This is a genomic window from Spirillospora sp. NPDC048911 (assembly GCF_043198015.1).
Taxonomy (GTDB): domain Bacteria; phylum Actinomycetota; class Actinomycetes; order Streptosporangiales; family Streptosporangiaceae; genus Spirillospora.
Genome location: NZ_JBICUD010000010.1, coordinates 90,548 through 112,836, shown reverse-complemented (window position 1 = coordinate 112,836; position 22,289 = coordinate 90,548). Strand labels below are relative to the sequence as shown.

Genomic DNA, 22,289 nt, shown 5'->3' with positions numbered 1-22,289 from the left:
TTCCGGGGTCATGCAGGACAAGATGGGGACACGACAAGGAGAGACGATGAGCGAGCTGACCACCACACAGCCGGCTGGCACACCGACCTGGATCGACCTGGGCATCCCGGATCTCGACCGCGCGATGACCTTCTACGGCGCGTTGTTCGGTTGGGAGTTCGATGTGGGACCGGCGGAGTTCGGCCACTACACCCAGTGCTTGCTACGGGGCAGACCCGTCGCGGCCATCAGGCCGAACCCCGATCCCGACGCCACGGACTTCTGGTGGAACGTCTACTTCGCGACGGATGACTGTGACGCCGCGGCCGCCCGAGCGCGGGACGCGGGCGGCTCGATCATCACCGGTCCGATGGACGTGCTGGACCAGGGCCGGACGGCGATCATCAAGGACACCACCGGTGCGCAGTGTGGACTGTGGCAGGCCGGTGCCCACATCGGCTGCGAGATCGTCAACGAGCCGAACGCCCTGCTCCGCAACGACCTGGTCACCGCGGAATCCGGGCCCGCGCGCGACTTCTACGTCGCGGTCTTCGGCTACACGTTGGATGCCAACCCGGACATGCCCGAGCTCGACTTCACGTTCCTGCGCAGACCGGATGGCCACGAGATCGGCGGCATCGCCGGTGACCCAAAGGCCACGAAGTCCCGTTGGGGGACCTTGTTCCAGGTGGACGACGCCGATGCGGCGGCGCGGCGAGCGGTCGACGCGGGTGGGACCTCGACCGAGCCCTACGACATGATCTACGGGCGGGTCGCGAACATCACGGACCCGTTCGGCACGGAGTTCGATGTCGTGCGGCGATGACGAGCTGAACCGGCGGTCAGCTGGCCGAGTGGTCGAGCTCGGCAAGACGCGCGTGGATGTCGTCGGTGTGGACCTCCTCGACAAGGTGAGACCGAGGTCGGCCAGGCACCATAGTCAGGGTGGACGTGCCTGCACCGCCCATCGGCATCGCCTGCTTCAATCACACGGGCGATCCGCGGGAAACAGCCCAAGCTCTCACCCAAACAACGGCGCGAACTCGTCCGCATGGTCGGCACCGGCGAATACACCATCGCCGACCTCGCCGAACTGTTCACGGTCTCCCGCACCACGGTGTACCGGACACTCCAACGGCACGACAGCTCAACGGACTGATCGCCAGATCACGCGCCTGGCTCGTCTGCACCTGGTGACACGATCCTTACCAGCGCCCCCGGTCAGCCGCTGCCCAGCGCGACCCACCTGGCGATCAGGCGTCCGGACTTCATCGCCGCGCCCATCGCCTCATCGGTCAGGTTCTCCGGGTGCAGCGCGTACGACACGCCCCACACCAGCCCGCCCTGCTCGCGGGCCAGCTTGAGTTCGGCGGTGGCGGCGCCTGGGGCGGTGTAGGAGTCGAACGGCAGCACCGACATCGTCACCGTGGCCTGGCCGCGGCCCACGGTGGCGGTCGCACCATTGACCGCGGCTGCGGGTCCGATGTCCAGCGTTCCGCTCTTGAGCCCGACGTCGGTGAACGGGCGCAGGCTCACTTGCCAGCGGCCTTGGTCGTCGCGGACGAGCGGGATCGCCTCCAGCGCCGGGTTGGCGACCATCATCGCCCACTGGCCGGGGCGGCCGGGAAACGACAGCACCAGCATCTGGCTGGCGTTGCTCAGCGTCGGCATCGACGAGGGCGGGCCCGCTCATGTGCCCCGAGTCGTTCCACCTGGCCTGCCGGCACCGGTCGTGATGCAGGCCCGCCAGCGCGAACTCGCCCATGTCGTCCACCGTCAGGGCCGGTGCCGATTTGCCGTCGGCCAGCGGCCGCCCGCAAGTCTGGCAGTCCTTGGCCCATGGCAGCCGGTGACCTCAGCGAGTCCCTCACGGCCCAGCCGGTCGCGGGTGACCGTGTCGATCCGCGCTCCTGCGACAGTCACGATGTGTGCTCCCTCGGGGGTCGGGCGCTCCCTGTGGGGGCAGGGTCGTCAGCTCTCATCTTCGTCGTCGGGTGCGTCGGGGTCACGCAGGTCGCGGATGGCGCCGGGGGCCAGATCGGGGAGCAGGAAGTAGGCGCCGTGCACACCGAGGTGCTTGTGAACGAACGGACTGAGCCGGGCCATGTCCTCGTCGCGGACCGGGTAGCCCTGGGCCTTGAGCTGGCGGACGGCGGCGTCAAGGTAGACAGTTGTCCACAAAACCACGCAATTCAAAACAAGCCCCAGGACGCCCAGCTGGTTCTCCAGGCCGCGTTCGTACCGGTGGTACAGCTCGCCCTTGCGGCCGTGGCAGATCTTGCGGGCCAGGGAATGGCGGCCTTCCTGCAGGTTGCGGATGTGCTTGATGTCGCGCCGGTAGGTCTCGTCGACGTCGATGAACGCCAGGATGTGCAGCGACTTGAAGATCCGGCCGTAGGCGGCGATCGCCTCGCCGAGCGCGGTCGGGTGCCCGTCGCGCTGCAGCATCGTCACCACGTCGTAGGCGCGGACGGTGCCAGTGTAGATCGAGGCGATCACCCGCAGGATGTCGTCCCAGTTCTTGCGGACCTTACGCAGATCGATCTTGCCCCTGGCGAAGGTGTTGAGCGGCCCGTAGTCGGCGTCGGCGCTGATCCGCCAGCCCTTCTGGTCGGGCAGGTCGGCCAGCGCGGGCCGGTAGGAGATCCCCAGCAGCTCCAGCAGCCCGAAGACAACGTCGCTGTAGGAGCCGGTGTCGGACACCACGATCTCGAGGAGTTCCCCGCCGTCCAGCCCGAAGATGACGTCGACCATGTGCAACGAGTCGCGGACGGTGCCCGACACCAACCTGACTGATGATGAGGCGGCGGCCTATGGCCGGTACGCCGGGGTGCCGTCGCAGGCGGACCTGGAACGGGTGTTCTTCCTCGATGACGAGGACCGGGCGCTGATCGATCGCCGTCGTGGCGAGCACATGAAACTCGGGTTCAGCCTGCAACTGGTGACCGTCCGCTGGCTCGGGGCGTTCCTGGAGGATCCCCTCGACGTGCCGACCGTGGTGCTGGACTTCGTGGCCGAGCAGTTGGAGATCGCTGATCCGTCGACGGCGAAGCGGTACATCGAGCGGGTTAAGACGAAGCTGGATCACCAGTGGGAGATCCGCCGGGTGCACGGGCTGAGGGAGTTCACGGCCGCCGAGGCGGAGCTGCGGGAGTGGGTGGCGGCCCGTTCGTGGACGTCGGGGGACGGCCCGAAGGCGATCTTCACCGACGCGGTGGGGTGGCTACGGGAGCGGCGCGTGCTGCTGCCGGGCCTGACCACGTTGACGCGGCTGGTCGCCCAGGTCCGTGACGACACCACCCGGCGTTTGTGGGATGTGCTGGAAGGGCGGTTGACGGTGGGCCAGCGGTACGTGCTGGATCAGCTGCTGGAGGTGCCGCCCGGGTCGCGGGTCTCGGACCTGGAACGGTGGCGCAAGGGTCCGGCGCCGCGCGGCAGCGGCCCCACGATGATCAAAGCGCTCGATCAGGTCGCCGAGGTCATGGGGTTGGGCATGGCCGATCTGGGCGCCGAGGCCTTGGTGCCGCCGCGCCGGTTGGCGGAGTTGGCCAAGTACGGGATGAACGCGGACGCCTCCCAGCTGCGCCGCCATGGCGACGGGTGCCGGCTGGCGACGTTGGTGGCCACCGTGCGGCTGCTGGAGGCCAAGTCGGTCGACGACACCCTGGAGTTGCTGGACCTGCTGATGGCCATCGAGTTGCTGAACAAGGCGCAGACGGCGGCGAACAAGGAGACGATCCGCAAGCACCCCAAGCTGGCCAAGGCCTCGGCCCGGCTGGCGGTGGCGGTGGAGGCGCTGTTTGAGTCCGACGGGTGGGGCGGCCCGCAGGAGGAGCCGGGTGTGGCCGAGGTGTGGGAGGCGATCGAGGCGGTGGTGTCGCGCGCGGAGTTGCGGGCCGCGCTGGTGCTGGTGAACCAGAACGTGGCGCCGGCCGACGCCTCCGACCCCGATGACTGGCGGACCGAGCTGGTCGCCCGGTACACGACCGTGTCGGGGTTCTTGAAGGTGCTGCCGAAGGTGATCGAGTTCGGCGCGAACGCCGAGGGCGCGGCGGTGCTGGCGGCGATGCAGATGCTGCCGGACGTGCTGGCCTACCGCAGCCGCCTGACCGCGCCGCTGATCCCGGCCAAGATGATCGACGCGGCGGTGGTGAACGGGCCGTGGAAGCGCTTGGTGTTCGGCCACCCCGCGCACAGTGGCGGGCACGGGGGCGGCGCGGTGAACCGCCACGCCTACACCTTCTGCGTGCTGGAGCAGTTCTACCGGCACCTCAAGCGCCGCGAGATCTACGCCGACGCCTCCACCAAGTGGCGCGATCCCCAGGCTCAGCTGCTGGAGGGCGAGCAGTGGGCGCAGGTCAGGCCGGATGTGCTGACCGCGCTGGGCCTGCCGACCAGCCCGGACGCGCTGCTGGCCGAGCACACCCGCACGCTGGATGCCGCCTACCGCCAGGTCGGCGGCCGCCTGGTCGCCAACACCGAGGTCCACGTCGACGACGCGGGGAAGATCCACCTGACCGGAGTGAAGGCGATCGAGGAACCGCCGCCGCTGGTCGACCTGCGCGCACGCACCACCGCGATGCTGCCCCGCGTGGACCTGTCCGAGGTCATCTTGGAGGTGATGTCGTGGGAGCCGCAGCTGGTGGAGGCGTTCACCGCGGTGTCGGGCGGCCGGTCCCGGCTGGAGGACCTGCCCACCTCGATCGCGGCGTGCCTGGCCGCCCACTCCATGAACGTCGGGTACCGGCCGATCGCCAAGAAGGGCGTGCCCGCCCTGGAGCGGTCACGGTTGTCACATGTGTTCCAGAACTACTTCCGGCCCGAGACCCTCGCGCCGGCCAACGCGCCGCTGGTGGCGCGGCAGTCAGGGCTGCCGCTGGCCCAGGCATGGGGCGGCGGCCTGGTCGCCGCGGTCGACGGAATGCGGTTCGTGGTCCCGGTCCCGGCCGCCTTCGCCCGACCCAACCGTAAGTTCTTCGGCTCCCGCCGCGGCATGACCTGGCTCAACGCCATGAACGACCAGGGCATCGGGCGGGGCGCCAAGGTGGAAATCCACCGGCATGCGCCGCAAAGTAGGGCCGACCCACCGTAACCGGCTCACAGTAACCAAACCGGCACTGACCGCATCGCGCCACACCCGCCCCAGACGCCCTCCGAACACCGACCCGCATCCGAGCGCTCGACGGCGGTAACTCCGGTCACCCCCGGGCGCTAACGCCGTTGGCCGGTCGGTTGCTGCTCAAGGGCCGAGTCAACGAGGTAGGGCTCCTTCTCACCACCGCATGGCCACATCGGGGCAGGCCGCCGAACTCGGACGGGTCCGCGTCGGCGTATACGGCCCTCCGCTCCCGGACGTGTCCGCACCGTGGTTCGGCGACCTTCTAGGCGCGCAGCTCGGGTTGGGCGACGGGGTCATAGTCCATAGGGCGCTTCCACGGGACCAAAGATGAATGTTCCTCACCTTTCGGAAACTTGATCTTGCCTGTTGGATGCCCGGATAGTTGAGTTGACCTGCAGAGACTCTCAAAAATGTTCCAAAATGTTCCCTGAGCTTCCGCAGCACCCCTATCGTGTGTGGCGTTCGCGAACCTTCGATGTGATCCAGGTCACATTACGCGCACAACAAGAAGCCCCCGCCGGTGGGGGTCTTGGCCAACTGGGATTTGGCCAAGGACGCCGCCGCGACGGGGGCTCTTGCTTACTGGGACCAGAAGCCGGTGAAGGTCCGGATGTACTGGAGGGCGATCCACGCGCCGGCCTTAAGGATCTCCAGGCCAGTACGGATCGTCCAGAACGCCCGTTCGTTCCCGTGCTGCTGCTTCCCGTTGGGGTCAGTGGCCATGAGGCCCCTTTCCCTTCCCACCCCAAGGGGGTCGGGGTCACCCTGCCGGACCGGACCGGTTCGGCAGCTGCCCGACCGGGACGGCGGACAGAGCAACCGCTGAGAGACTGCCAGGCCGCGATGCGCTGTGCGCCATAAAACCGAGGATTTGGTGCCCCCAGAGCCCCAAATATGACCATGCGCTACCAACTGCTACGGTGTGCGATTCTGAGGCGGCAGAGCTTCGTCAATCGTTTTCACGCCTGCCCAGGCCCGACTTCGTCGGCGTCGGTCGCAGCCGTCGCTTCGAGCTCGGCGCGGTACTCGGCGAGGTTCTCCTCCACCCGCGCCGCCGACGGCGCCAGCCCGCCAGGCCCGACCATCGGGATCGGGCCGCCCTCCGGACCGGACACCTCCAACTGCTCGACGGTCTTGCCCCAGCCGTCCGGATGCCGGCGTTCCAGATAGAACGTCACCGCCCGCAGGTCCGGCGGCGCCAGGTCGACCTCGGTCTCTTCGACCACCTGGCCGCTGGCGGCGTCGCGGTACCGCTTGGTGCGGGTCTTCACCACGTACCCACCCTCGGCGATCTTGCGGAGCAGGGCGGCGTTGAACACCTCGCCTTGCGCGTGCGCGCGCGTAGCCGCCTCCCGAAACTCCCGAAAGGGCTCCTCCGCCGGGTCCAGCTCGCCGGTCTCCTGGAGCGTGTCGAGGGCGTCTTGGCCGCGTTCCATCCACCGGTAGTAGGTGGTGGTGCTGATGCTGGCGGCGGCCACCGCGGACTCGATGGTGGCGCCGTGGGAGATCGCTTCCAGGAGCTGATCGCGTACATCGTCATTCAGGAGCCTGAGGGGCCGCCCGATGCGGGCAGTGGTGTCGCTGGTGTCGCTGGTCATGACGGCGAACGGCAGGAAGATGTGATCGTTTGCGTCTCGGTCCGGGCAGGGCACTGACGGACTTGGGGCCTGGGAACCGGCGGCTTCTCCGCGAGTGAGGGGAGGAGGAGCGCGCTGCGGCATCCCCGGCTTTGCGGCATATGACACGACGGTTACCTGCACCCCTACCTTGCGGCCCGCCGTGCTTGAGGCCCTCCGGGCCATCACCACAGCGAATGGCGTTCGTCGTTATCCGTTAGCACCGGCGTTGCTGCCCTTGGCTAGCAGCCCAGCTTCAGAGTTGAGGAACTTGAGGAGGAGTTTGAGGTTGATGAGCCTGTCGAGAAGGCCAATGCCGGCGGCCCCGGCGGCGGGCCCCTCGGCTCCGATAGGGGGCGGGTCGGCGTGGGCCGGGGTGGCGGTGGTCAGAATGGCGGTGGCCAGGGCCAGCGTGGTCAGCAGGTTGCGGGTGGTACGCACAGACAACCCCGATCACTATATGGAATTGGTTGGTCACAGACTGCCCCAGGTGGCGGGGTCTAAGCGTCCCGCGGCCGCCACATCGGCGGTCCGGGCGCCGTGCCGTGATGTCAGTGAGGAGCCAGTGGGTCCAACCCGCCACATGAGGTGCCCAAGGAACGCGCAGAGCGTCACGCCAGCACCCCGATGTCTTGTTGACCTTGAGGTTCTCGAACAGCTTCTTACGCCGATGTGCGCGCTTCGGCGAGTAGGCGGCGGGCCAGGGCGGCGCCGCGGGCGGCGGCCTCGGCGTGCGAATCGGGGTGCCGGGTTGGGTCGGACCGGGGCGGGGAGGTGATCGATGGCCCGCGCCTTGACGGCGACAGTGCCAACGGTCGGTCGGGAATTGAACCAGATGGTGTGCCTCGGCGCGCCCATGTAAGGGTCAACCGTGCCACACGTGGTCGCTGCTCGTTTCCGCATGAGAGCATGGCGACAGTTCACGATTCTATCGATGGAGCGCTGCCCATGGCGGGTGTGGAGATCGGCGCGGTGGTCGTGGCCGGTATCGGTGCCCTCGGAGGCGGAATCGTTGCGGCTTGGGGTGCGGTGTTGCGGGATCGTGGTGGGGCCCGTACCGCTGCGCGGTTGATCTATGCCGAACTCACCCGGAATGGGGCGTCGGTCGCCTACTTCCGGGCCAGTGGCACCTGGCCGGTGACTTCCATGACCTACACGGCATGGGATCAGCATGGCAAGGCGCTGGCTCAGCTGCGCCGTAGTGCCGCGTTCGATGCCGTACACCGTGGTTACGCCGCGCTGGAGGCGGTTCAGTACATCGCGCACGACTCCGCGCTCGCCGTCCAGCAGCGTCGTGATCTGCTGGACCATGCGATCGGTGAACTCGTCGTGGCAGTGCGCGCGATCGGTGAGGTCGCCAGGATTCCCCGCGAGCGACTGGACGCCGAGGCCAGGCGGTTGACCACGACGCCGGTAGCGGCAACGCGCGCACTTCACCCGCCTGTACTCTCTGGGGCGGTGCCGCCGTTCGTGCTCGCCAGGATCGTCGACCGCGGCGGCGTCGAGGTTCAGGTGACAGCAGCGAGGTCCACGCCGTCCGCCGAGGCGCTTCGGCATTCGGATCTTCCTGCGGCATCCCCCCGCCCCATCGCTGACGGCATGCGGCTGGCTGTATACGATGCGCGCGGCAGGGAGTCTCTTCGGAGGCTCAAGCTGGTGCGCAGTTCGGGTGACCCGCCCACTGGAGACCCGACGGTCGACGATACCTATGACGCCATGGTCGCCACCTGGGCCTTCGCCCGAGAGGTGCTGGGCCGTGATTCGCTGTCCGACGATGGCGAGCCGCTGAGTGCCGTGGTCCGCTATGGGCGCCGTTTCAACAACGCCTTCTGGAACGGCCAGCTTCTGGCGATCGGCGAAGGCGACAACGTAATCTTCCGCAGGTTCAGCGGCTGCCTGGACGTCCTGGCGCACGAATTCTTCCACGGCGTCCCGGGAATCGTCGCCTTGGAGTTCTGGGGGCAACACGGCGCCCTATCGGAGTCCACCTGCGACATCTTCGGCGCGCTTGTGCTGCAGTACCACCGCCGTCAGCCGGTCACTGAGGCTTCCTGGATCATGGGCGAGCACCTGCTCGCCGAGGGCGTCAAAGGTGTCGGACTTCGTTCCCTGCGCGCACCAGGAACGGCTTACGACGATCCGGTGCTAGGCAAGGACCCGCAGCCCGCGCACATCAACGACTACGTCACCACGCAGCGGGACAACGGAGGAGTCCACATCAACTCCGGCATCCCCAGTCATGCGTTCTACCAGCTCGCATGCGCGCTGGGCGGCAACGCATGGGAGAGGGCCGGACTGATCTGGTGGGACGCCGTGGAGGCAACGACGGCGCCGCTCGACTTCGCAACTTTCGCTGGCCGTACCCTGACCGCCGCCAGCAACCGATACGGAGCCCACAGCCCAGAATATGCAGCAACTGAAGACGCCTGGCGATCGGTCGGCATCGATCCACAGCCCGGCCAAAGCCCCGGGGACTGATCAGCCCCTTCCCCCGAATCCCGCTTGGCCGGCTCCCTACTGCGCCTGTCGCGGACCACGATCGGGATACGGGGCCGGGATCGAACCGAGACTTCCGGCACAGTCACGCGTCGGCAGCAAGACCAGGTGGCTCTCGTTCTCACCGACATGCTGCGGACCGGGAGATCGACACCCGGCTCCCAAACTGACCTGCATGTGGCTCTTGGACTCAGTAGCAAAGCCAGCATGCCCTTGAGAAGCCGCGTGGTCTCGCGGCGAGCTTGCCCGATGGCACGACGAGATCGGTTCACCGCCGCGTCGATAGTCCGCGAATTGAGCGGCACATTGGTAAAGGAGTCCGCCAACGACACCCTGTCCACCACGCTGGTGGCATCAAACTCGATCGAGCCTGTGACGTCCCGACCGTTGATCCAGCAGGCATGGAGCGCCACGTGTGCCGTTCCGCCTGGGCTACCGCGCCCGGGTCCTGCGCGCTCGGCCCAAGCGGCTGGATTCCATCTGCCTGCTGGACCCACATGCCAGCCCCGCCTTGCTCGACGACGGCGTGCCCGTCGGCGCGCTGGCATGAACCGCCCGCAGCGGATCCTGCGGCACCGGCTTTTCGGGCGTCGCCGGGTGGAGCGTTCAGGCCCGTCGTTGCTGCGGTTAATTAGCCGGCGGTGAGCCAGCAGCTTGGTCGTTGCCTGCCCGAGCCGGAACGGGCATCAGTTGGCCTCCGACTTCACGCGCTTGTCAGATTCTCTTGAGACGGGAGAGTCACTCCCTCCGGTACGCGCACGCCCGTCCGCTTCTCGCCCTGTTATGGGCTGATGATCTGCCCGTTGCGGCTTGCTCGTCGGCTTGTCGCCGCTCCGACCACTGGGCTGTTAACGCTGAACTGGCAGCCCAGGCCGCCGAGCGAGGACGTGCAGGAGAAACTGTGTGGTACCTGATCGGCAGATCAAACGGCTCTGCCGGCCACCGGATACGTCACGGAGCAAGGGCCGACTCGGCGCCTACGAGGTCTCCGCGTGTGGCGTCTCTGCGTTCCGCCACGTCCGCCGCGGTCTTGCGGCTGCGGGCGGCGGTGGCCAGGGCCGCCGTGGCGGCGCCGAGGAGGCCGAGCATGAGGTCGCCGATGGTGTCGCGGTAGATCGACACCGATTCGGGGGTGTCGAGGATGAAGATGGCGTACTCGGCGAACTCCCACAGGATCGCGGTGATGGCGCCGATGCCCGTGCAGGTCAGGGCCAGGGCCCAGGCTGGCAGGGGGCTCCAGCGGCGCAGCGAGAGACCGGCGGCGGCCGTGAGCAGCGCCCAGTTGCCGTAGTGGCAGGCGTCGTCGAACCACTCGACGGTGTCGTACAGGTCGGCGGCGTTGCCGGCGACGTCGACGAGGAAGGGAGCCGTGAGCAGGGCGTCGAGGTCCCACGGATAAGGGGCGCGGCGTCTGCGCAGTGCCCAGATGGCGGCGACCAGCATGACCGCCGCAGGATAGGCCAGCGCGCGGGTGCCCATTGCCTTGTCGGCGAATCGGTCCCACTCGGGGAACAGCAGTGCGATTGCCAGAAGAACGAACAGGGCGGCCTTGAACGAGATGGCGAGAGGGCGCCAGCGTGTGGTGTCCATTGGTCCACGCTCTCGCAAGCCGACCGGCCGCCACATGGGCGCGAGTACTTAGATCGGCCCTGAGCACCAGCCCTGGCCGGGAGTTCTTGGATCGGCATCGCGGACGGCGCTCGCGCCGGGTTCGCGTGTCAGTCCCGCAAGCCGGTGATGCATTGCTCGCTGAGAAGCCCCGGACAGCTCGGCGACCGCGTCTTTGTCGTCCAGCCGCTCGTCCAGCCAGAGTGCCTCGAACCACATCCGCTGGGCCGCGTCCTCGGCGGTGTCCGCCCGGTAGGCGCGGCTGAGGATGCGCAGCGTGTCGGCCAGAAACGAGTGCCACCCTCGCTCGATGCTCATCATGACGTCCCGGATTCCGTTGTCCCCGTCAGGGCCCTTGCCGTCCAGCGAGACGTAAAACCCAGAATCAACTTCCGCATCGGTGCCTCCATATGTCTCTTCCCGGCGCCGGGACAGCCTCAGCACAGGCCCAACGCCCTTTAGGCGCTTGCCCGAGCTCATCGCCGATCAGCGTCCCCCGCTCGAAACTCATCGCACCCCGCGCCCTCGACACCTCTCACTCGCAATAGCAAGCCGCCGCCTTCTTGTCCACCGTCCACATGGGTAACAATCTGTTCTGAACCATCGGGGCTTCCACCTTGATCGTGGACACCGGTTGCTATGCGGCGGCTGCCAGCATAGATGCTCGATGTTCGTACTCGATTGGGCTGAGGTGGCCGAGGGCTGAGTGCCGCCTTCGGGTGTTGTAGAAGGTCAGCCAACCGAACACCTCCAGCCGTGCCTGGCGGGCGGTGGGCCAGCCACCGGCGGGCAGGATCTCCCGCTTGAGGCTGGCGAAGAACGCCTCGGCCAGGCTGTTGTCGGCGCTGGTCCCGACCGCGCCCATCGACTGGCGGACTCCGACCTTCGCGCACGCCTGAGCGAAGGCCTGGGAGGTGTACTGAGCGCCGTGGTCGGAGTTGAAGATCACCCCGGCGACGTTCCCGCCCCGCGTGGTCACGGCGGCGTTCAGTGCGTCGATGACCAGGTCGGCGCGCATGTGCTCGGCCATGGAGTAGCCGATCAGCCGCCGCGTGCCGATGTCGATCACGGTCGCCAGATACATCCATCTCCCGGCGACGGGCAGGTAGGTCACATCACCGCACCAGCGAGCGTTGGCGGCGCCGGTGCTGAAGTCGCGCTTCAGCAGGTCGGGCACCGGTACGGCCGAGGGGACGGGGATAGTGGTGCGGCACCGGCGCCGCAGGCGCCGGCCGACGATGGCGTGCTCGCGCATCACCCGCTCGACCCGCTTGCGGTTGACCCGCTGCCCCTGGTCGCGCAGTTCGGCGTGCACCCGCGGCGACCCGTACGTCGCGCCGGAGCCGGCGTGGATCGCGGCGATCTGTTCGGCCAGACGCACATCGCAGGCCTGGCGGGCGGCCCGAGCCGGGGCGGCCTGGCGCCACCGGTAGAACCCCGACCGCGACACCTTCAAGATCCTGCACAGCCGCTTCACGCCAAACGCGCGGTGGTGGGCCTCAACGAAGGAAAAGCGGCTCAATCCAACGTCTCCCTGGCGAAATAGGCGGCTGCCTTGCGCAGGATCTCCCGCTCCAGCTTCAGCTCGGCAACCTCCCGGCGCAGCCGGGCCAACTCGGCGTCTTTGACCGACTCGGCCACCGCCTCGGGCCGCTCAGCCCGCTCAGCGGTACGGACCCAGGACCGAAGCGTCTCGTGGTTCACCCCGAACTCTTTGGCGACCTGCGCGACCGGCCTACCCGACGAACGCACCAACGCCACCGCGTCAGCCCAAAACTCCGCCGGATACCTATACGTCCCCAACAGGACTCCTCTCCCCGAACCACCCATCATGGCCCAGGCCACGAGGTGTCCACAATCAAGGGGGAATGCCCGATGTCGATCTCAACTGCATGGGGCCGACCGCCCGACCACCGGCGGTCAGGCCTGGGACCCCCGGGGCTGGGCTGTGCCATCGGGTGGATCGAACACGGCTGCCTCCACCGACCGCGCCTGCGCCCGGATCTCTGCAGCCGACTGGCCCTGTACCTCCCTCAGGTCTGCGCGGCTCAGGTCCGCGTCGGTCAGGTCTGCGTCGGTCAGGTTCGCGCTGGACAAGTTCGCGTCGGTCAGGTTCGCGTTGGACAGGTCCGTGCTGCCCAGGTAGGCACCGCTCACGTTTGCGCCATTTAGATTTGCGCGGGATAGATCTGCGCTGGCCAGGTGGGCTCTGCTCAGGTTGGCGCAATACAGGTTCGCGCCGTCTAGATCTGCGCCATACAGATCGCTTTCGCTCAGGTCTGTGTGCATGAGGTTGATCTTGCGGAGGGGCAGGCGGTGCAGGTCCAAGCCAGTGAGGCCCAGGCGTGTCAGATCAGGTGGACGGGTGTCGTGATCAAGATTGCGCCGGCCGAGGACAGTCAAGGCCGCGTGCAAGTCAGGCCGCAGGACTCGCCTGGCTGTGCTTGGTGGATGGGTGGTGGATTCTTCGCTGCGGGCGTCGGTATCTCGTAGGTGCTCGCGCACGAACGTGGTCAGCACGTCCATCACGGTGGGGTGGTCGCGGGTGGAGTCGGCGGCGATGCGTTCCAGGGCGTAGATGCCGCCCAGCCGGATGTCCAGGCTGCCGGAACCGAGTTGCTCGATCGCGGTGGTGTAGCGGCCGGTCACCAGGCCCTGTTCGGTCAGCTCGTGGCTGCGTTGCTGGCCGCGTTCGGTGATCTCGGCGCTGCGCCGGGCCGCTTCGGCGGTGTCCTGGGCGGCCTGCGCGGACCGGCGGGCCGAGACGGCGTTGTTGGCGGTGTAGTAGATCGCCACTGCGGCCAGCAATCCGGTGCCGACCGCCATCGCGCGGCCGCGGATGGTGTCCAGCGCCTCGGCCCGCTCCTTGCCCTTGAGGCCGTCCTTGCCGTCCACCGGCACCTTGTCGACGTGCTCCAGCCACCACGCCGCCCCCGGCCCCAGCACCCACACCACCCCTGCCGCCAGCAGCACCGCCCCCGCGGCCACGACCACCAATCCCAACCGCCACGCCACCGCGACCCGCCGCCCGCTCGGCACCGGCTGCATCTGATCCCCGGTCATCTGCTCACCGTAGAGACCAGCCACCCGACCACCCCGTCGTTCCCGCAGCAAAGCCCGCGTCCAGGTCAGGACACCTTCCATCACGCGTTGACGACAGTCGGTTGTGGCAGCACGGCGACCGAGGCGGACTGATGGATGGGGGCCTGGACGATCCGCGCTGACCTCGGGGGGTTGGGTGGCCTTGGCGGGGGGACTCGACACGCGCAGTTGTGGAGCGGCCCCGTGCGGAGGATCGCAACGACCCCAGGAGCTCATGCGGATCGTTCAAGGCGGCCTCGCGGACGCCGGGCGCGACCTGCGGGTTCACCGCAGGTCCACTCCCGGCCATCACATTCTGTAACCGCTCGGTGGCTGATGGACCTGGGGGTTCATTCAACAGGAGGGACACGGGGTTGAAGAAGGTTCTCGCGACGGGGGCGGCCGCAGTGATAACGGCCGCGGGAGTAGGACTGGCCGCAGCGCCCGCCCAGGCGGCATCAGCGATCCAGATCTACCGCGTCTACTACGACTCGCCGGGCAAGGACACCCGCTCCAACGCCTCGCTGAACGGCGAGTGGGTGCAACTGATCAACAAGACGCGGACCGCGCGGCAGCTCAAGGGCTACCGGCTGCACGACAAGACCGGCTACACCTACACCTTCGGCTCCTTCACCCTGAAGGGCCGCGCCACGGTGAAGATCCACACTGGCCGCGGCCACAACACCGCCACGCACCGGTACTGGGGCCGCCGCGCCTATGTGTGGAACAACACCGGCGACACCGCCACCCTGCGCTACCCCGGCGGCACCACCGCCGACTCCTGCTCGTGGGGATCCACGGGCGACAGCAAGTACTGCTGACCCGCTCCACGCCGTACCCGCCCCGGGCCGGGCGGCAGAGCTCGAGAGCCGGGACCGCGAAGGGCCGAAGCGGTGACGGGGCGCGCCGTGGAGCGGTCCGAGGCGCGGCTGCTGGTCCCCGCCCTGATGTTCATCGCCCTGGTCGTGGCGGCGGTCGCCAGCCTCGGAACACCGCTGATCACCAGTGTGGCGACCTCGTTCCACGTCTTGCTCGGCAGCGCGCAGTGGACGCTGACCGTCGCACTGCTGAGCGGCGCCGTCGCCACGCCCGTCCTCGGCCGGCTCGGAGCCGGTCCGCACCGGCGGGCCACGATCCTCGTCACGCTGGCGGTCGTCGTCGTCGGCAGTGCGCTGACCGTGCTGCCGCTGCCGTTCGCGGGGCTGCTCATCGGCAGGGCGGCCCAAGGCGTCGGGGTCGGTCTGACGGCGCTGATGATGGGCGTGGCCCGGGACCATCTTCCCGAGGAGCGCAGCACGGCGACGATCGCCCTGATCTCGGTGGTGTCGATCATCGGGGCCGGCGTCGGCTACCCGCTCACCGCACTGCTCGCCGAGATCGGCGGCGTACGGGCCGCCTACGGCTTCGGTCTGCTCGTCACCGCTGTCGCCTTCGTGATCGCGTGGCGTTCCATACCCGCGGCTCCCGAAGGCCGCTCCGCTCACGTGACCGTGGCGGGCGCGCTCGTCCTCGCGGGTGGACTGTTCCTCGTCCTGTTCCCGACCGGCCAGCGGAGCCTGTGGAGCCGTCACCTCGCCGTGGCGGTGATCCTCGCCGTCGTCGCCGTGCTCCTGCTGTGCGTCTGGACCGCCTCCGAGCTGCGCAGCAAGGCGCCCCTGGTCGATGTCCGGGCGGTACGGCACCCGGCGGTCGCCGGAGCGAACATCGCCATGTTCGTCGGCGGGAGCGGCATGTACCTCCTGCTCACGCTCATCACGCGGTACGCGCAGACGCCGCACAGCGCCGGCTACGGCTTCGGGCTGACCACCTTCGTCGCCGGGCTGGTCCTCGTCCCATTCTCGGTACTGGGGTTCGTCGCCGGCAAACTCACGCCCCGGGTTCGGACGCTGATCGACGCACCCGTGCTCCTGGCCGGCAGCGCCGTCATCGTCGGCGGCGGGTTCGTCCTCTTCGCCGTGGCCCGGTCGAACCTGGCCGAACTGCTCGTCGCGATGGGTGTGCTGGGCTTTGGGGTCGGCAGCTTCTCAGCGGCCATGCCCGGCGTCATCCTGGCCGTCACGCCCAAGAGCGAGACGTCGAGCGCGATGAGCTTCAACTACGTCGTCCGGAGCGTCGGGTACTCCCTGGGCAGCGCGATAGGCGGCCTGGTCCTGACCACTGGCACCGACAGCGGTCATCTCTTCCCGAACGACCACGCCTACACCACCGCAGCGCTGGTCGGCATCGCCGCGATGGCGGTCACCGCCCTGACCGCCACCGCTCTCGCCCGCCAACGCCCGCCCGAGATCAACCCCACCGCGGCCACGGCCAGCGTGCCGAGTCAGGACCGGTCGAGCCGATGACCGGCTCGCCGGAAGGGCGGCGGCCCCGTCGCCCTTGGTCGCTGCCGAAGGGCGGATCTTGGGTGAGAGGCACGCCGACCAACTGCTCCAGGGCCAGCTAACTGGCCTCGGCGAGCGCTTCCGCCGGGTGATCGGGTGACCGTGCACCCGGGCGCTGCTCACGTGTGGTCGTGCCGCGTGTGGCCGCTCGATGCCGTCGGTCCGTCGGCGTCGGCGACTCCCGGCCGGGTGAGATTCTCGGGGACGACGACGCGTTCGTACAGGTCGCGGCTGACCCCGGATCTCAGCGCGGCGTCCTTGACGGTCAAGTCCTCGTCGAGGGCGCGGTGGGCGATGCGGGCGGCCTTGTCGTAGCCGATGACCGGGCTGAGGGCGGTGACCATCATGACCGAGCGTTCGAGGTTGTCGCTGAGCTTTTCGGCATTGAGCTCGGCGCCTTCGACGAGGTAGAGGCGGAAGTGCTCGATCATGTCCGACAGGATCCGCGTCGAGTGCAGGACGTTGTTAATGATCACGGGGCGGAAGGCGTTGAGCTCGAAGTTGCCCTCGCCGCCGGCGATGGAGACGGCGGTGTCGTTGCCGATCACCTGGATGGCGACCATCAGCATCGCCTCGGCCTGGGTCGGGTTGACCTTGCCGGGCATGATCGATGAGCCCGGCTCGTTCGAGGGGAGGGTGAGCTCTCCGAGACCGGTTCGTGGGCCGGACGCCAGCCAGCGCAGGTCGTTGGCGAACTTGAACAGCGGCGCGACGAGGGCGCGGATCGCCGCGGACACGCGCACGAGCGCGTCGCAGGACGCCTGGGCGGCGAACTTGTTGGGCGCGCTGCTGAAGGGCCGGCCGGTCAGGTCCGCGATCTTCGCGGTGACCTCGTCACCGAAGCCGGGCGGGGCGTTGAGCCCGGTGCCGACGGCGGTCCCGCCGATCGCCAGCCGGTACAGCCCGCGGGTGACATGGCGCAGGTGGTCGGCGGCGTCGGTGAGCTGGGCGACGTAGCCGGACCACTGCTGGCCGACCGTGAGCGGGGTGGCGTCCTCCAGGTGGGTACGGCCGATCTTCACGACGTGTTCCCACTCGCGGCTCTTGGTCTCCGCCGCGTGCCGCAGCCGGTCGAGGGCGGGCAGCAGTCTGGTCTCGATCAGCTCGACGGCGGCGATGTGCATCGCGGTGACGAACGTGTCGTTGGAGGACTGGCACATGTTCACGTGGTCGTTCGGGTGCACCGGGTCCTTGCCGCCGAGCCGCCCGTCCAGCAACTGGATCGCCCGGTTGGAGATGACCTCGTTGACGTTCATGTTGGACTGGGTGCCCGAGCCGGTCTGCCAGACGTACAGCGGGAACTCCGCGTCGAGTTCACCGTTGATCACCTCGTCGGCGACGCGGGCGATCAGGTCGGCCTTCCACCGAGGGAGCCGGCCGGCCGCGGCGTTGACGATCGCCGCGGCCTTCTTGATGCGGCCGTAGGCGTGGTAGATCTCCTTGGGCATGCGGTCGTCGCCGATGTCGAAGTGGATCAGCGAACGCTGCGTCTGCGCGCCCCAGTAATGGTCCGCGGGCACCTCGATCTCGCCGATCGAGTCGGTCTCGGTGCGGGTGCCGGTGGCGGTGAGACCGATGGGCAGGTCCTTGACCCGCGGTGCGGTGCCGGCGTCCGGGTCGCCGCCGGTCATGACCGCCGCCTGCTGACCGGCTTGTACTCCGGTTGCCACATCGCGTCCTGAACGGCCTGCACCGGCTCCTTGAGGTCGGCGTCGGCCAGGTTCTCCCGCGCCGCCTGTTCGGCGACCGCGACCGCGACGGTCGCGGAGACCACCCGCAGATTCTCGACCTGGGGAAGCAGTGACGCGCCGGGATCGGCCGCGTCGACCATGCCGGCGACGGCCTCGGCGGCGGCCTGCAGCATGCCGTCGCTGACCCGCCGCGCGCGGGAGACGATCGTGCCCAGCCCCAGGCCCGGGTAGAGCAGGGCGTTGTTGGCCTGGGCGATGGAGTAGGTGACGCGCCCGTGCGTGATCGGGTCGACCGGGACGCCGGTGGCGATCAGCGCCCGGCCGTCGGTCCAGTGGAGCAGATCGCCGGGCATCGCCTCGATCCGCTCGGTCGGGTTGGAGATCGGGAAGATGACGGGCCGGTCGACGGCGTCGGCCATCGTGCGTACGACCTGTTCGGTGAAGGCGCCGTGTACGGTCGAGGTGCCGAGCAGCATGGTCGGCTTGACCCGCTGGACAACCCCGAGCAGATCCTTCTTCCAGTCGGCGACCTCGGAGGCCGGGCGCGCGTACGGAGCCTGGAAGTCCCGCAGGTCGTCCATGTCGTCGACCAGCAGGCCCTGCTTGTCGATCGGCCAGATCCGGCGGGTGGCCGTGTCGCGGTCCAGCCCGTCCCGGACCATCGCGGCGCGCAGTTGGTCGGCGATCCCGATGCCCGCGGTGCCGGCGCCGAACACGACGATCCGCTGGTCCCGCATCGGCGTGCCGGATACCCGTACCGCCCCGAGCATCGCGGCCAGCACGATCGCGCCGGTGCCCTGCATGTCGTCGTTGAAGGTGGGGATCCGGCCGGTGTACTTCTCCAGGATCCGCCGGCCGTTGGACGGCCCGAAGTCCTCCCAGTGCAGCATCGCGCCGGGGAACATCCGGGTGACCGTGGTGACGTACGCGTCGATGAAGTCGTCGTAGCGCTGCCCGCGTACCCGCGCGTGCCGGTTGCCGACGTACCCCGGGTCGTTCAGCAGCGCCTCGTTGTCGGTCCCGACGTCCAGCGCCACTGGAATGACACGCGCGGGGTCGATCCCGGCCGCGGCGGTGTAGACCGCGAGCTTGCCGGCCGCGATCCCGGTGGCGCCGCCCACCCCCCAGTCGCCGATGCCCAGGATCTCCTCGGCGTCGGACGCCACCACCAGATCCACCTCATCGGAGTGGAGGCCGAGGTTCGCGAAGGCCCGCTCGATGCCGTCGACGTCGTCGATCGACAGGTACACACCGCGCGGCCGACGGTATTCGTCACTGTAGGTCTCGATGGCCTGCGCGACCGTGGGGTCGTAGACGATCGGCAGCATCTCCTCCAGGTGATCGGACAGCAGGCGGTAGTAGAGAACCTCGTTGCGGTCGCGCAGGGCCTCCAGGTAGACGTTCTTCAGCAGATCGGTCGCCTGCGCCTGATACTGCGCGTACGCCCGGCGGGCCTGTTGGTCGATCGTCTCGACCGTCGGCGGAAGCAGGCCGTGCAACCCGAGTTCGTCGCGTTCCTCGGGGGTGAAGGCCGTCCCCTTGTTCAGCAGCGGCTCGCGCAGGACCTGCTGCCCGCGTGCGGAGGTGACGTAGCCGCCGTCCGCCTCCTCGAAGTTCTGGGTGGTTCCCGTCGGTCGTCCGCCGCGTCGCATTTCCGCCTCCAGCCTTCACAACCCCAACGAGCGCACACGTTCGTGATCCTTGCCCACGGAACCATCGGACACGCCAAGCGCGGCCCAAGCCTTCGCCATATCTTGAGGCGATCACCAGGGGAGACGCTCTGGCGGCGGCCTAGCTAGTCGGGGATGAGTTCGGCCATGGTGGCACGGGATGTACTACGGCGACCTGTATGCGTGGGCGGACACCCTCACCCCGACGTTCGAATGCGACTGGTGCGCCGAGCCGTCGGCGGCGTTGCTGCTGACCGCCCGCGCCACCGAGGATCACGGCGAAGACGACCGAGCCTGGCTGGTTCTGTCACTACAGGTTGATCCAGGGAAGGAACTGATGACGGACAAAGTCATCAAGAACAAGTGCTGTGCTACGTCGTTCGTGACGGCCGGTTGCTGGGTCTTCCGGCACACCGACCACAGCTACGAGGAGGTCGGAATCCAAGTCCCTGCCGGAAGCATCCAACCGGAGGAGACTCCGGAGGACGCCGCCCTTCGCGAGGCACGGGGTTCACCCAGTTCAGGATAGTCCGGAAGCTGGGTGAAGCCACCTACTGATTTGCCATTGCTTGGTGTCGAGGAGTTCGAGGTGCATCGTTCCCCAGAACGATTCCAGGCCTGGGCGGCGAGCATCCCGTCTGCACGACCTGCGTTCGGCGGAGAGGGCTTGTTCGGGCTGCTCATCAGTCATTCTGGGCAATGGGCTGGCTCGGCTACTCGGCGTGCAGTGCGGTGACAGGGGGCAGGCGGGCGGCGTGGCGGGCGGGGACGACCCCGAAGAAGACGCCAACACTGACCGATACCACGAATGCCAGGACCGGTGACCACCAGGTGATGGCGGCGGGGATGGGGGAGACGGCGGAGATGGCAAGGGCTTGGCTGATGCCGATGGCGATGCCGATGAGGCCGCCGATGGTGGTGAGCAGGACGGCCTCGAGAAGGAACTGGGCCAGGATGTCGCGTTGCCGGGCGCCCAGTGCCTTGCGCAGTCCGATCTCGCGGGTTCGTTCCCGCACGCTGACGAGCAGGATGTTGGAGACCCCGACGCCGGCGACCACCAGGGAGATGGCAGTGGTGGCGGCCAGCACGCCGGTGAGGGCGCCCAACATGGTTTCGATGGTTCCGAGTAGCTGGGTCTGGGTGACCGCCGTGAACTGTTCGCCAGGATACTTGCGCTGCAGTGCGTCTACCGACTCGCGCTGCAGGCGAGGTACGTCGGCGGCGGAAGGGGCGCGCAACGCCAGATAGTTGATCCGGCGGACTCCGAACAGCCGCTGCGCGGTAGTTACGGGGATGTGCACGGCGGTGTCACGGTTTTCGGTGAAGCTGTCACCGACCGGTTCGTAGACGCCCACGACGCGGAATCGGCCGCCGCCGGCGATCGTGGCATTCTGGCCGACGGGGTCGCGGTGGCCGAAGAGCCTGCGGGCGGCGAGCGAGCCGAGGACCACGACCCGGCGCCGCGCCAGCAGGTCGCTGCGAACCAGATAGCGGCCGTTGCGCAGCGGCCGGTCAAAGACGTTCTGGACGTTGTCGTTGAATCCCTGGACCGTGGCGAAGATCTGTGTGTGGCCCGCACGTATCGTCTCTCGGGAGTTGAGCCCGCCCACGATGCTTCGCTGGTCTCCCACCACCCGGCCGAGGTAGTCGACGTCTTCGAGCTGCATGCGGCTGATGGTCGGTGTCGCGGGCAAGGAGCCGAGGGAGACGTGTCCGGGTCCGACGACGATGACGTTGGATCCCATGCCCTCGATCTCGCGCCGCACCAGGTCGCGGCCGCCGCTGCTGACCGCCACCAGCAGCACGACGGCGGTCACCCCGATGATGACGCCGAGCATCGTCAGGGCGCTGCGCATTCGGTTGGCCCGCAATGTCTCCAGCGCCATGCACAACAACTCACCGAACCTCATTCCAACCACCCGGCTGCGGAGTCGCGTTCGGGACGTGCGGTGTCGTGTTCGATCAGGCCGTCGCGGATGTGGACCTGCCGCGCGGCCCGTTGGGCAACGTGGCGTTCGTGGGTGACCAGCACGATGGCGACGCCCCGCTCATGGTTGAGCCGGGTCAGCAGATCCATGATGTCCTCGCTGGTGCGGGTATCGAGGTTGCCGGTCGGCTCGTCGGCCAGCACCACACGGGGCGTGCCGACCAGTGCCCGCGCGATCGCCACCCGTTGCTGCTCACCACCCGACAGCTGGCTGGGCCGATGCTCCAGCCGGTGCGACAACCCCACCATCGCCAAGGCCTCGGCGGCCCGGCGACGGCGCTGCCCGCGCGCCACCCCGCGGTAGACCAAGGGAAGCGCCACGTTGTCGAGCGCGCTGGTGCGCGCCAGCAGGTGGAAGGACTGGAACACAAAACCCACCCGCGAATTACGCAGCTCGGCCAGTGCCGTGTCAGTGAGGCGGGCCACATCGCGGCCGCCCACACGGAGCATCCCGCTGCAGGGTCGGTCCAGGCAGCCCAGCAGGTGCATCAGCGTGGACTTGCCCGATCCAGAGGGACCTAGGATCGCTACGAACTCCCCCTCACCGAGCGTCAGGCTCACCCCGCGCAGAGCCTGCACGGCGATGCCGTCCATCTCGTAGGTCCGGGTGATCTCGACAGCCTCCAGCGCCGCGGCGGTCACGCCGCCCGCCGGCGCTGAA

The 22,289-nt window shown here is 68.4% G+C and carries 21 protein-coding genes; 8 read left to right on the top strand and 13 right to left on the bottom strand.

Annotated features, from left to right (window positions below):
- Positions 1-46: 46 nt before the first annotated feature.
- The gene (locus ACGFNU_RS37385; protein ID WP_392601306.1) at positions 47-805 is read left to right on the top strand and encodes a VOC family protein; all 759 of its coding nucleotides are present in this window, start codon (positions 47-49) and stop codon (positions 803-805) included.
- A 129-nt stretch (positions 806-934) separates the two neighbouring features.
- A complete protein-coding gene (locus ACGFNU_RS37380) occupies positions 935-1,138 on the top strand; it encodes a helix-turn-helix domain-containing protein (protein ID WP_392601675.1) in 204 nt (67 codons plus the stop codon).
- A gap of 62 nt (positions 1,139-1,200) precedes the next feature.
- Here ACGFNU_RS37380 and ACGFNU_RS37375 read toward each other — a convergent pair whose 3' ends face one another.
- Together ACGFNU_RS37375 and ACGFNU_RS37370 are read right to left on the bottom strand one after the other, a co-directional pair.
- Positions 1,201-1,650 carry a hypothetical protein gene (locus ACGFNU_RS37375; RefSeq protein WP_392601305.1) on the bottom strand — a complete coding sequence of 150 codons (450 nt, stop codon included), beginning with the start codon at positions 1,648-1,650 and terminating at the stop codon, positions 1,201-1,203.
- Positions 1,651-1,950: 300 nt separating this feature from the next.
- Positions 1,951-2,733, bottom strand: a complete 783-nt coding sequence (locus ACGFNU_RS37370) for a Tn3 family transposase (protein WP_392601304.1) — start codon at positions 2,731-2,733, stop codon at positions 1,951-1,953.
- On the opposite strand from ACGFNU_RS37370, the gene ACGFNU_RS37365 reads away from it, so the two are divergent.
- A complete protein-coding gene (locus ACGFNU_RS37365; protein ID WP_392601303.1) occupies positions 2,720-5,071 on the top strand; it encodes a Tn3 family transposase in 2,352 nt (783 codons plus the stop codon). The genes ACGFNU_RS37370 and ACGFNU_RS37365 overlap by 14 nt on opposite strands.
- 606 nt (positions 5,072-5,677) lie before the next feature.
- On the opposite strand, the gene ACGFNU_RS37360 is transcribed toward ACGFNU_RS37365, so the two are convergent.
- From ACGFNU_RS37360 to ACGFNU_RS37350, 3 genes are all read right to left on the bottom strand, one after another.
- Positions 5,678-5,821 carry a hypothetical protein gene (locus ACGFNU_RS37360; RefSeq protein WP_392601302.1) on the bottom strand — a complete coding sequence of 48 codons (144 nt, stop codon included), beginning with the start codon at positions 5,819-5,821 and terminating at the stop codon, positions 5,678-5,680.
- 236 nt (positions 5,822-6,057) lie between these two features.
- On the bottom strand, positions 6,058-6,696 hold the full coding sequence (locus ACGFNU_RS37355; RefSeq protein ID WP_392601301.1) for a hypothetical protein: 639 nt from the start codon (positions 6,694-6,696) through the stop codon (positions 6,058-6,060).
- A 228-nt stretch (positions 6,697-6,924) separates the two neighbouring features.
- Positions 6,925-7,161, bottom strand: coding sequence for a hypothetical protein (locus tag ACGFNU_RS37350; protein WP_392601300.1), 237 nt, complete (start codon positions 7,159-7,161; stop codon positions 6,925-6,927).
- 501 nt (positions 7,162-7,662) lie between these two features.
- Between ACGFNU_RS37350 and ACGFNU_RS37345 the strand changes: the two genes are divergently transcribed.
- Both ACGFNU_RS37345 and ACGFNU_RS37340 read left to right on the top strand, forming a co-directional pair.
- Entirely contained in the window at positions 7,663-9,192 is a 1,530-nt protein-coding gene (locus tag ACGFNU_RS37345) for a M4 family metallopeptidase (RefSeq protein WP_392601299.1), read from the top strand.
- 433 nt (positions 9,193-9,625) lie between these two features.
- Positions 9,626-9,760, top strand: coding sequence for a hypothetical protein (locus ACGFNU_RS37340; RefSeq protein ID WP_392601298.1), 135 nt, complete (start codon positions 9,626-9,628; stop codon positions 9,758-9,760).
- Positions 9,761-10,161: 401 nt separating this feature from the next.
- On the opposite strand, the gene ACGFNU_RS37335 is transcribed toward ACGFNU_RS37340, so the two are convergent.
- From ACGFNU_RS37335 to ACGFNU_RS37320, 4 genes are all read right to left on the bottom strand, one after another.
- A complete protein-coding gene (locus tag ACGFNU_RS37335; protein WP_392601297.1) occupies positions 10,162-10,800 on the bottom strand; it encodes a hypothetical protein in 639 nt (212 codons plus the stop codon).
- A gap of 48 nt (positions 10,801-10,848) precedes the next feature.
- Complete coding sequence (locus ACGFNU_RS37330; RefSeq protein WP_392601296.1) at positions 10,849-11,136, bottom strand: hypothetical protein; 288 nt, start codon at positions 11,134-11,136, stop codon at positions 10,849-10,851.
- Positions 11,137-11,455: 319 nt separating this feature from the next.
- Positions 11,456-12,648, bottom strand: a protein-coding gene (locus tag ACGFNU_RS37325; protein ID WP_392601674.1) for an IS3 family transposase whose coding sequence is annotated in 2 segments (ribosomal slippage) — positions 11,456-12,340 and positions 12,343-12,648 — 1,191 coding nt in all. Because the reading frame shifts where the segments join, the coding sequence is not laid out codon by codon here.
- Positions 12,649-12,738: 90 nt separating this feature from the next.
- Complete coding sequence (locus tag ACGFNU_RS37320) at positions 12,739-13,881, bottom strand: pentapeptide repeat-containing protein (RefSeq protein WP_392601295.1); 1,143 nt, start codon at positions 13,879-13,881, stop codon at positions 12,739-12,741.
- A 392-nt stretch (positions 13,882-14,273) separates the two neighbouring features.
- Between ACGFNU_RS37320 and ACGFNU_RS37315 the strand changes: the two genes are divergently transcribed.
- Together ACGFNU_RS37315 and ACGFNU_RS37310 are read left to right on the top strand one after the other, a co-directional pair.
- Positions 14,274-14,720, top strand: a complete 447-nt coding sequence (locus ACGFNU_RS37315; RefSeq protein ID WP_392601294.1) for a lamin tail domain-containing protein — start codon at positions 14,274-14,276, stop codon at positions 14,718-14,720.
- A 72-nt stretch (positions 14,721-14,792) separates the two neighbouring features.
- Positions 14,793-16,241, top strand: coding sequence for an MFS transporter (locus ACGFNU_RS37310; protein ID WP_392601293.1), 1,449 nt, complete (start codon positions 14,793-14,795; stop codon positions 16,239-16,241).
- A gap of 158 nt (positions 16,242-16,399) precedes the next feature.
- On the opposite strand, the gene ACGFNU_RS37305 is transcribed toward ACGFNU_RS37310, so the two are convergent.
- Entirely contained in the window at positions 16,400-17,950 is a 1,551-nt protein-coding gene (locus ACGFNU_RS37305) for a class II fumarate hydratase (protein WP_392601292.1), read from the bottom strand.
- Positions 17,908-19,623, bottom strand: coding sequence for an NAD-dependent malic enzyme (locus tag ACGFNU_RS37300; RefSeq protein WP_392601291.1), 1,716 nt, complete (start codon positions 19,621-19,623; stop codon positions 17,908-17,910). Before ACGFNU_RS37300 ends, ACGFNU_RS37305 begins: the two co-directional genes overlap by 43 nt.
- 178 nt (positions 19,624-19,801) lie before the next feature.
- On the opposite strand from ACGFNU_RS37300, the gene ACGFNU_RS37295 reads away from it, so the two are divergent.
- Positions 19,802-20,170: an NUDIX domain-containing protein gene (locus ACGFNU_RS37295; protein ID WP_392601290.1), complete on the top strand. Its 369-nt coding sequence runs from the start codon at positions 19,802-19,804 to the stop codon at positions 20,168-20,170.
- Positions 20,171-20,354: 184 nt separating this feature from the next.
- On the opposite strand, the gene ACGFNU_RS37290 is transcribed toward ACGFNU_RS37295, so the two are convergent.
- Both ACGFNU_RS37290 and ACGFNU_RS37285 read right to left on the bottom strand, forming a co-directional pair.
- The gene (locus tag ACGFNU_RS37290) at positions 20,355-21,551 is read right to left on the bottom strand and encodes an ABC transporter permease (RefSeq protein WP_392601289.1); all 1,197 of its coding nucleotides are present in this window, start codon (positions 21,549-21,551) and stop codon (positions 20,355-20,357) included.
- Positions 21,548-22,270, bottom strand: coding sequence for an ABC transporter ATP-binding protein (locus tag ACGFNU_RS37285; RefSeq protein WP_392601288.1), 723 nt, complete (start codon positions 22,268-22,270; stop codon positions 21,548-21,550). The genes ACGFNU_RS37290 and ACGFNU_RS37285 overlap by 4 nt, the downstream gene beginning before the upstream one ends.
- Between the last annotated feature and the right edge of the window lie 19 nt (positions 22,271-22,289).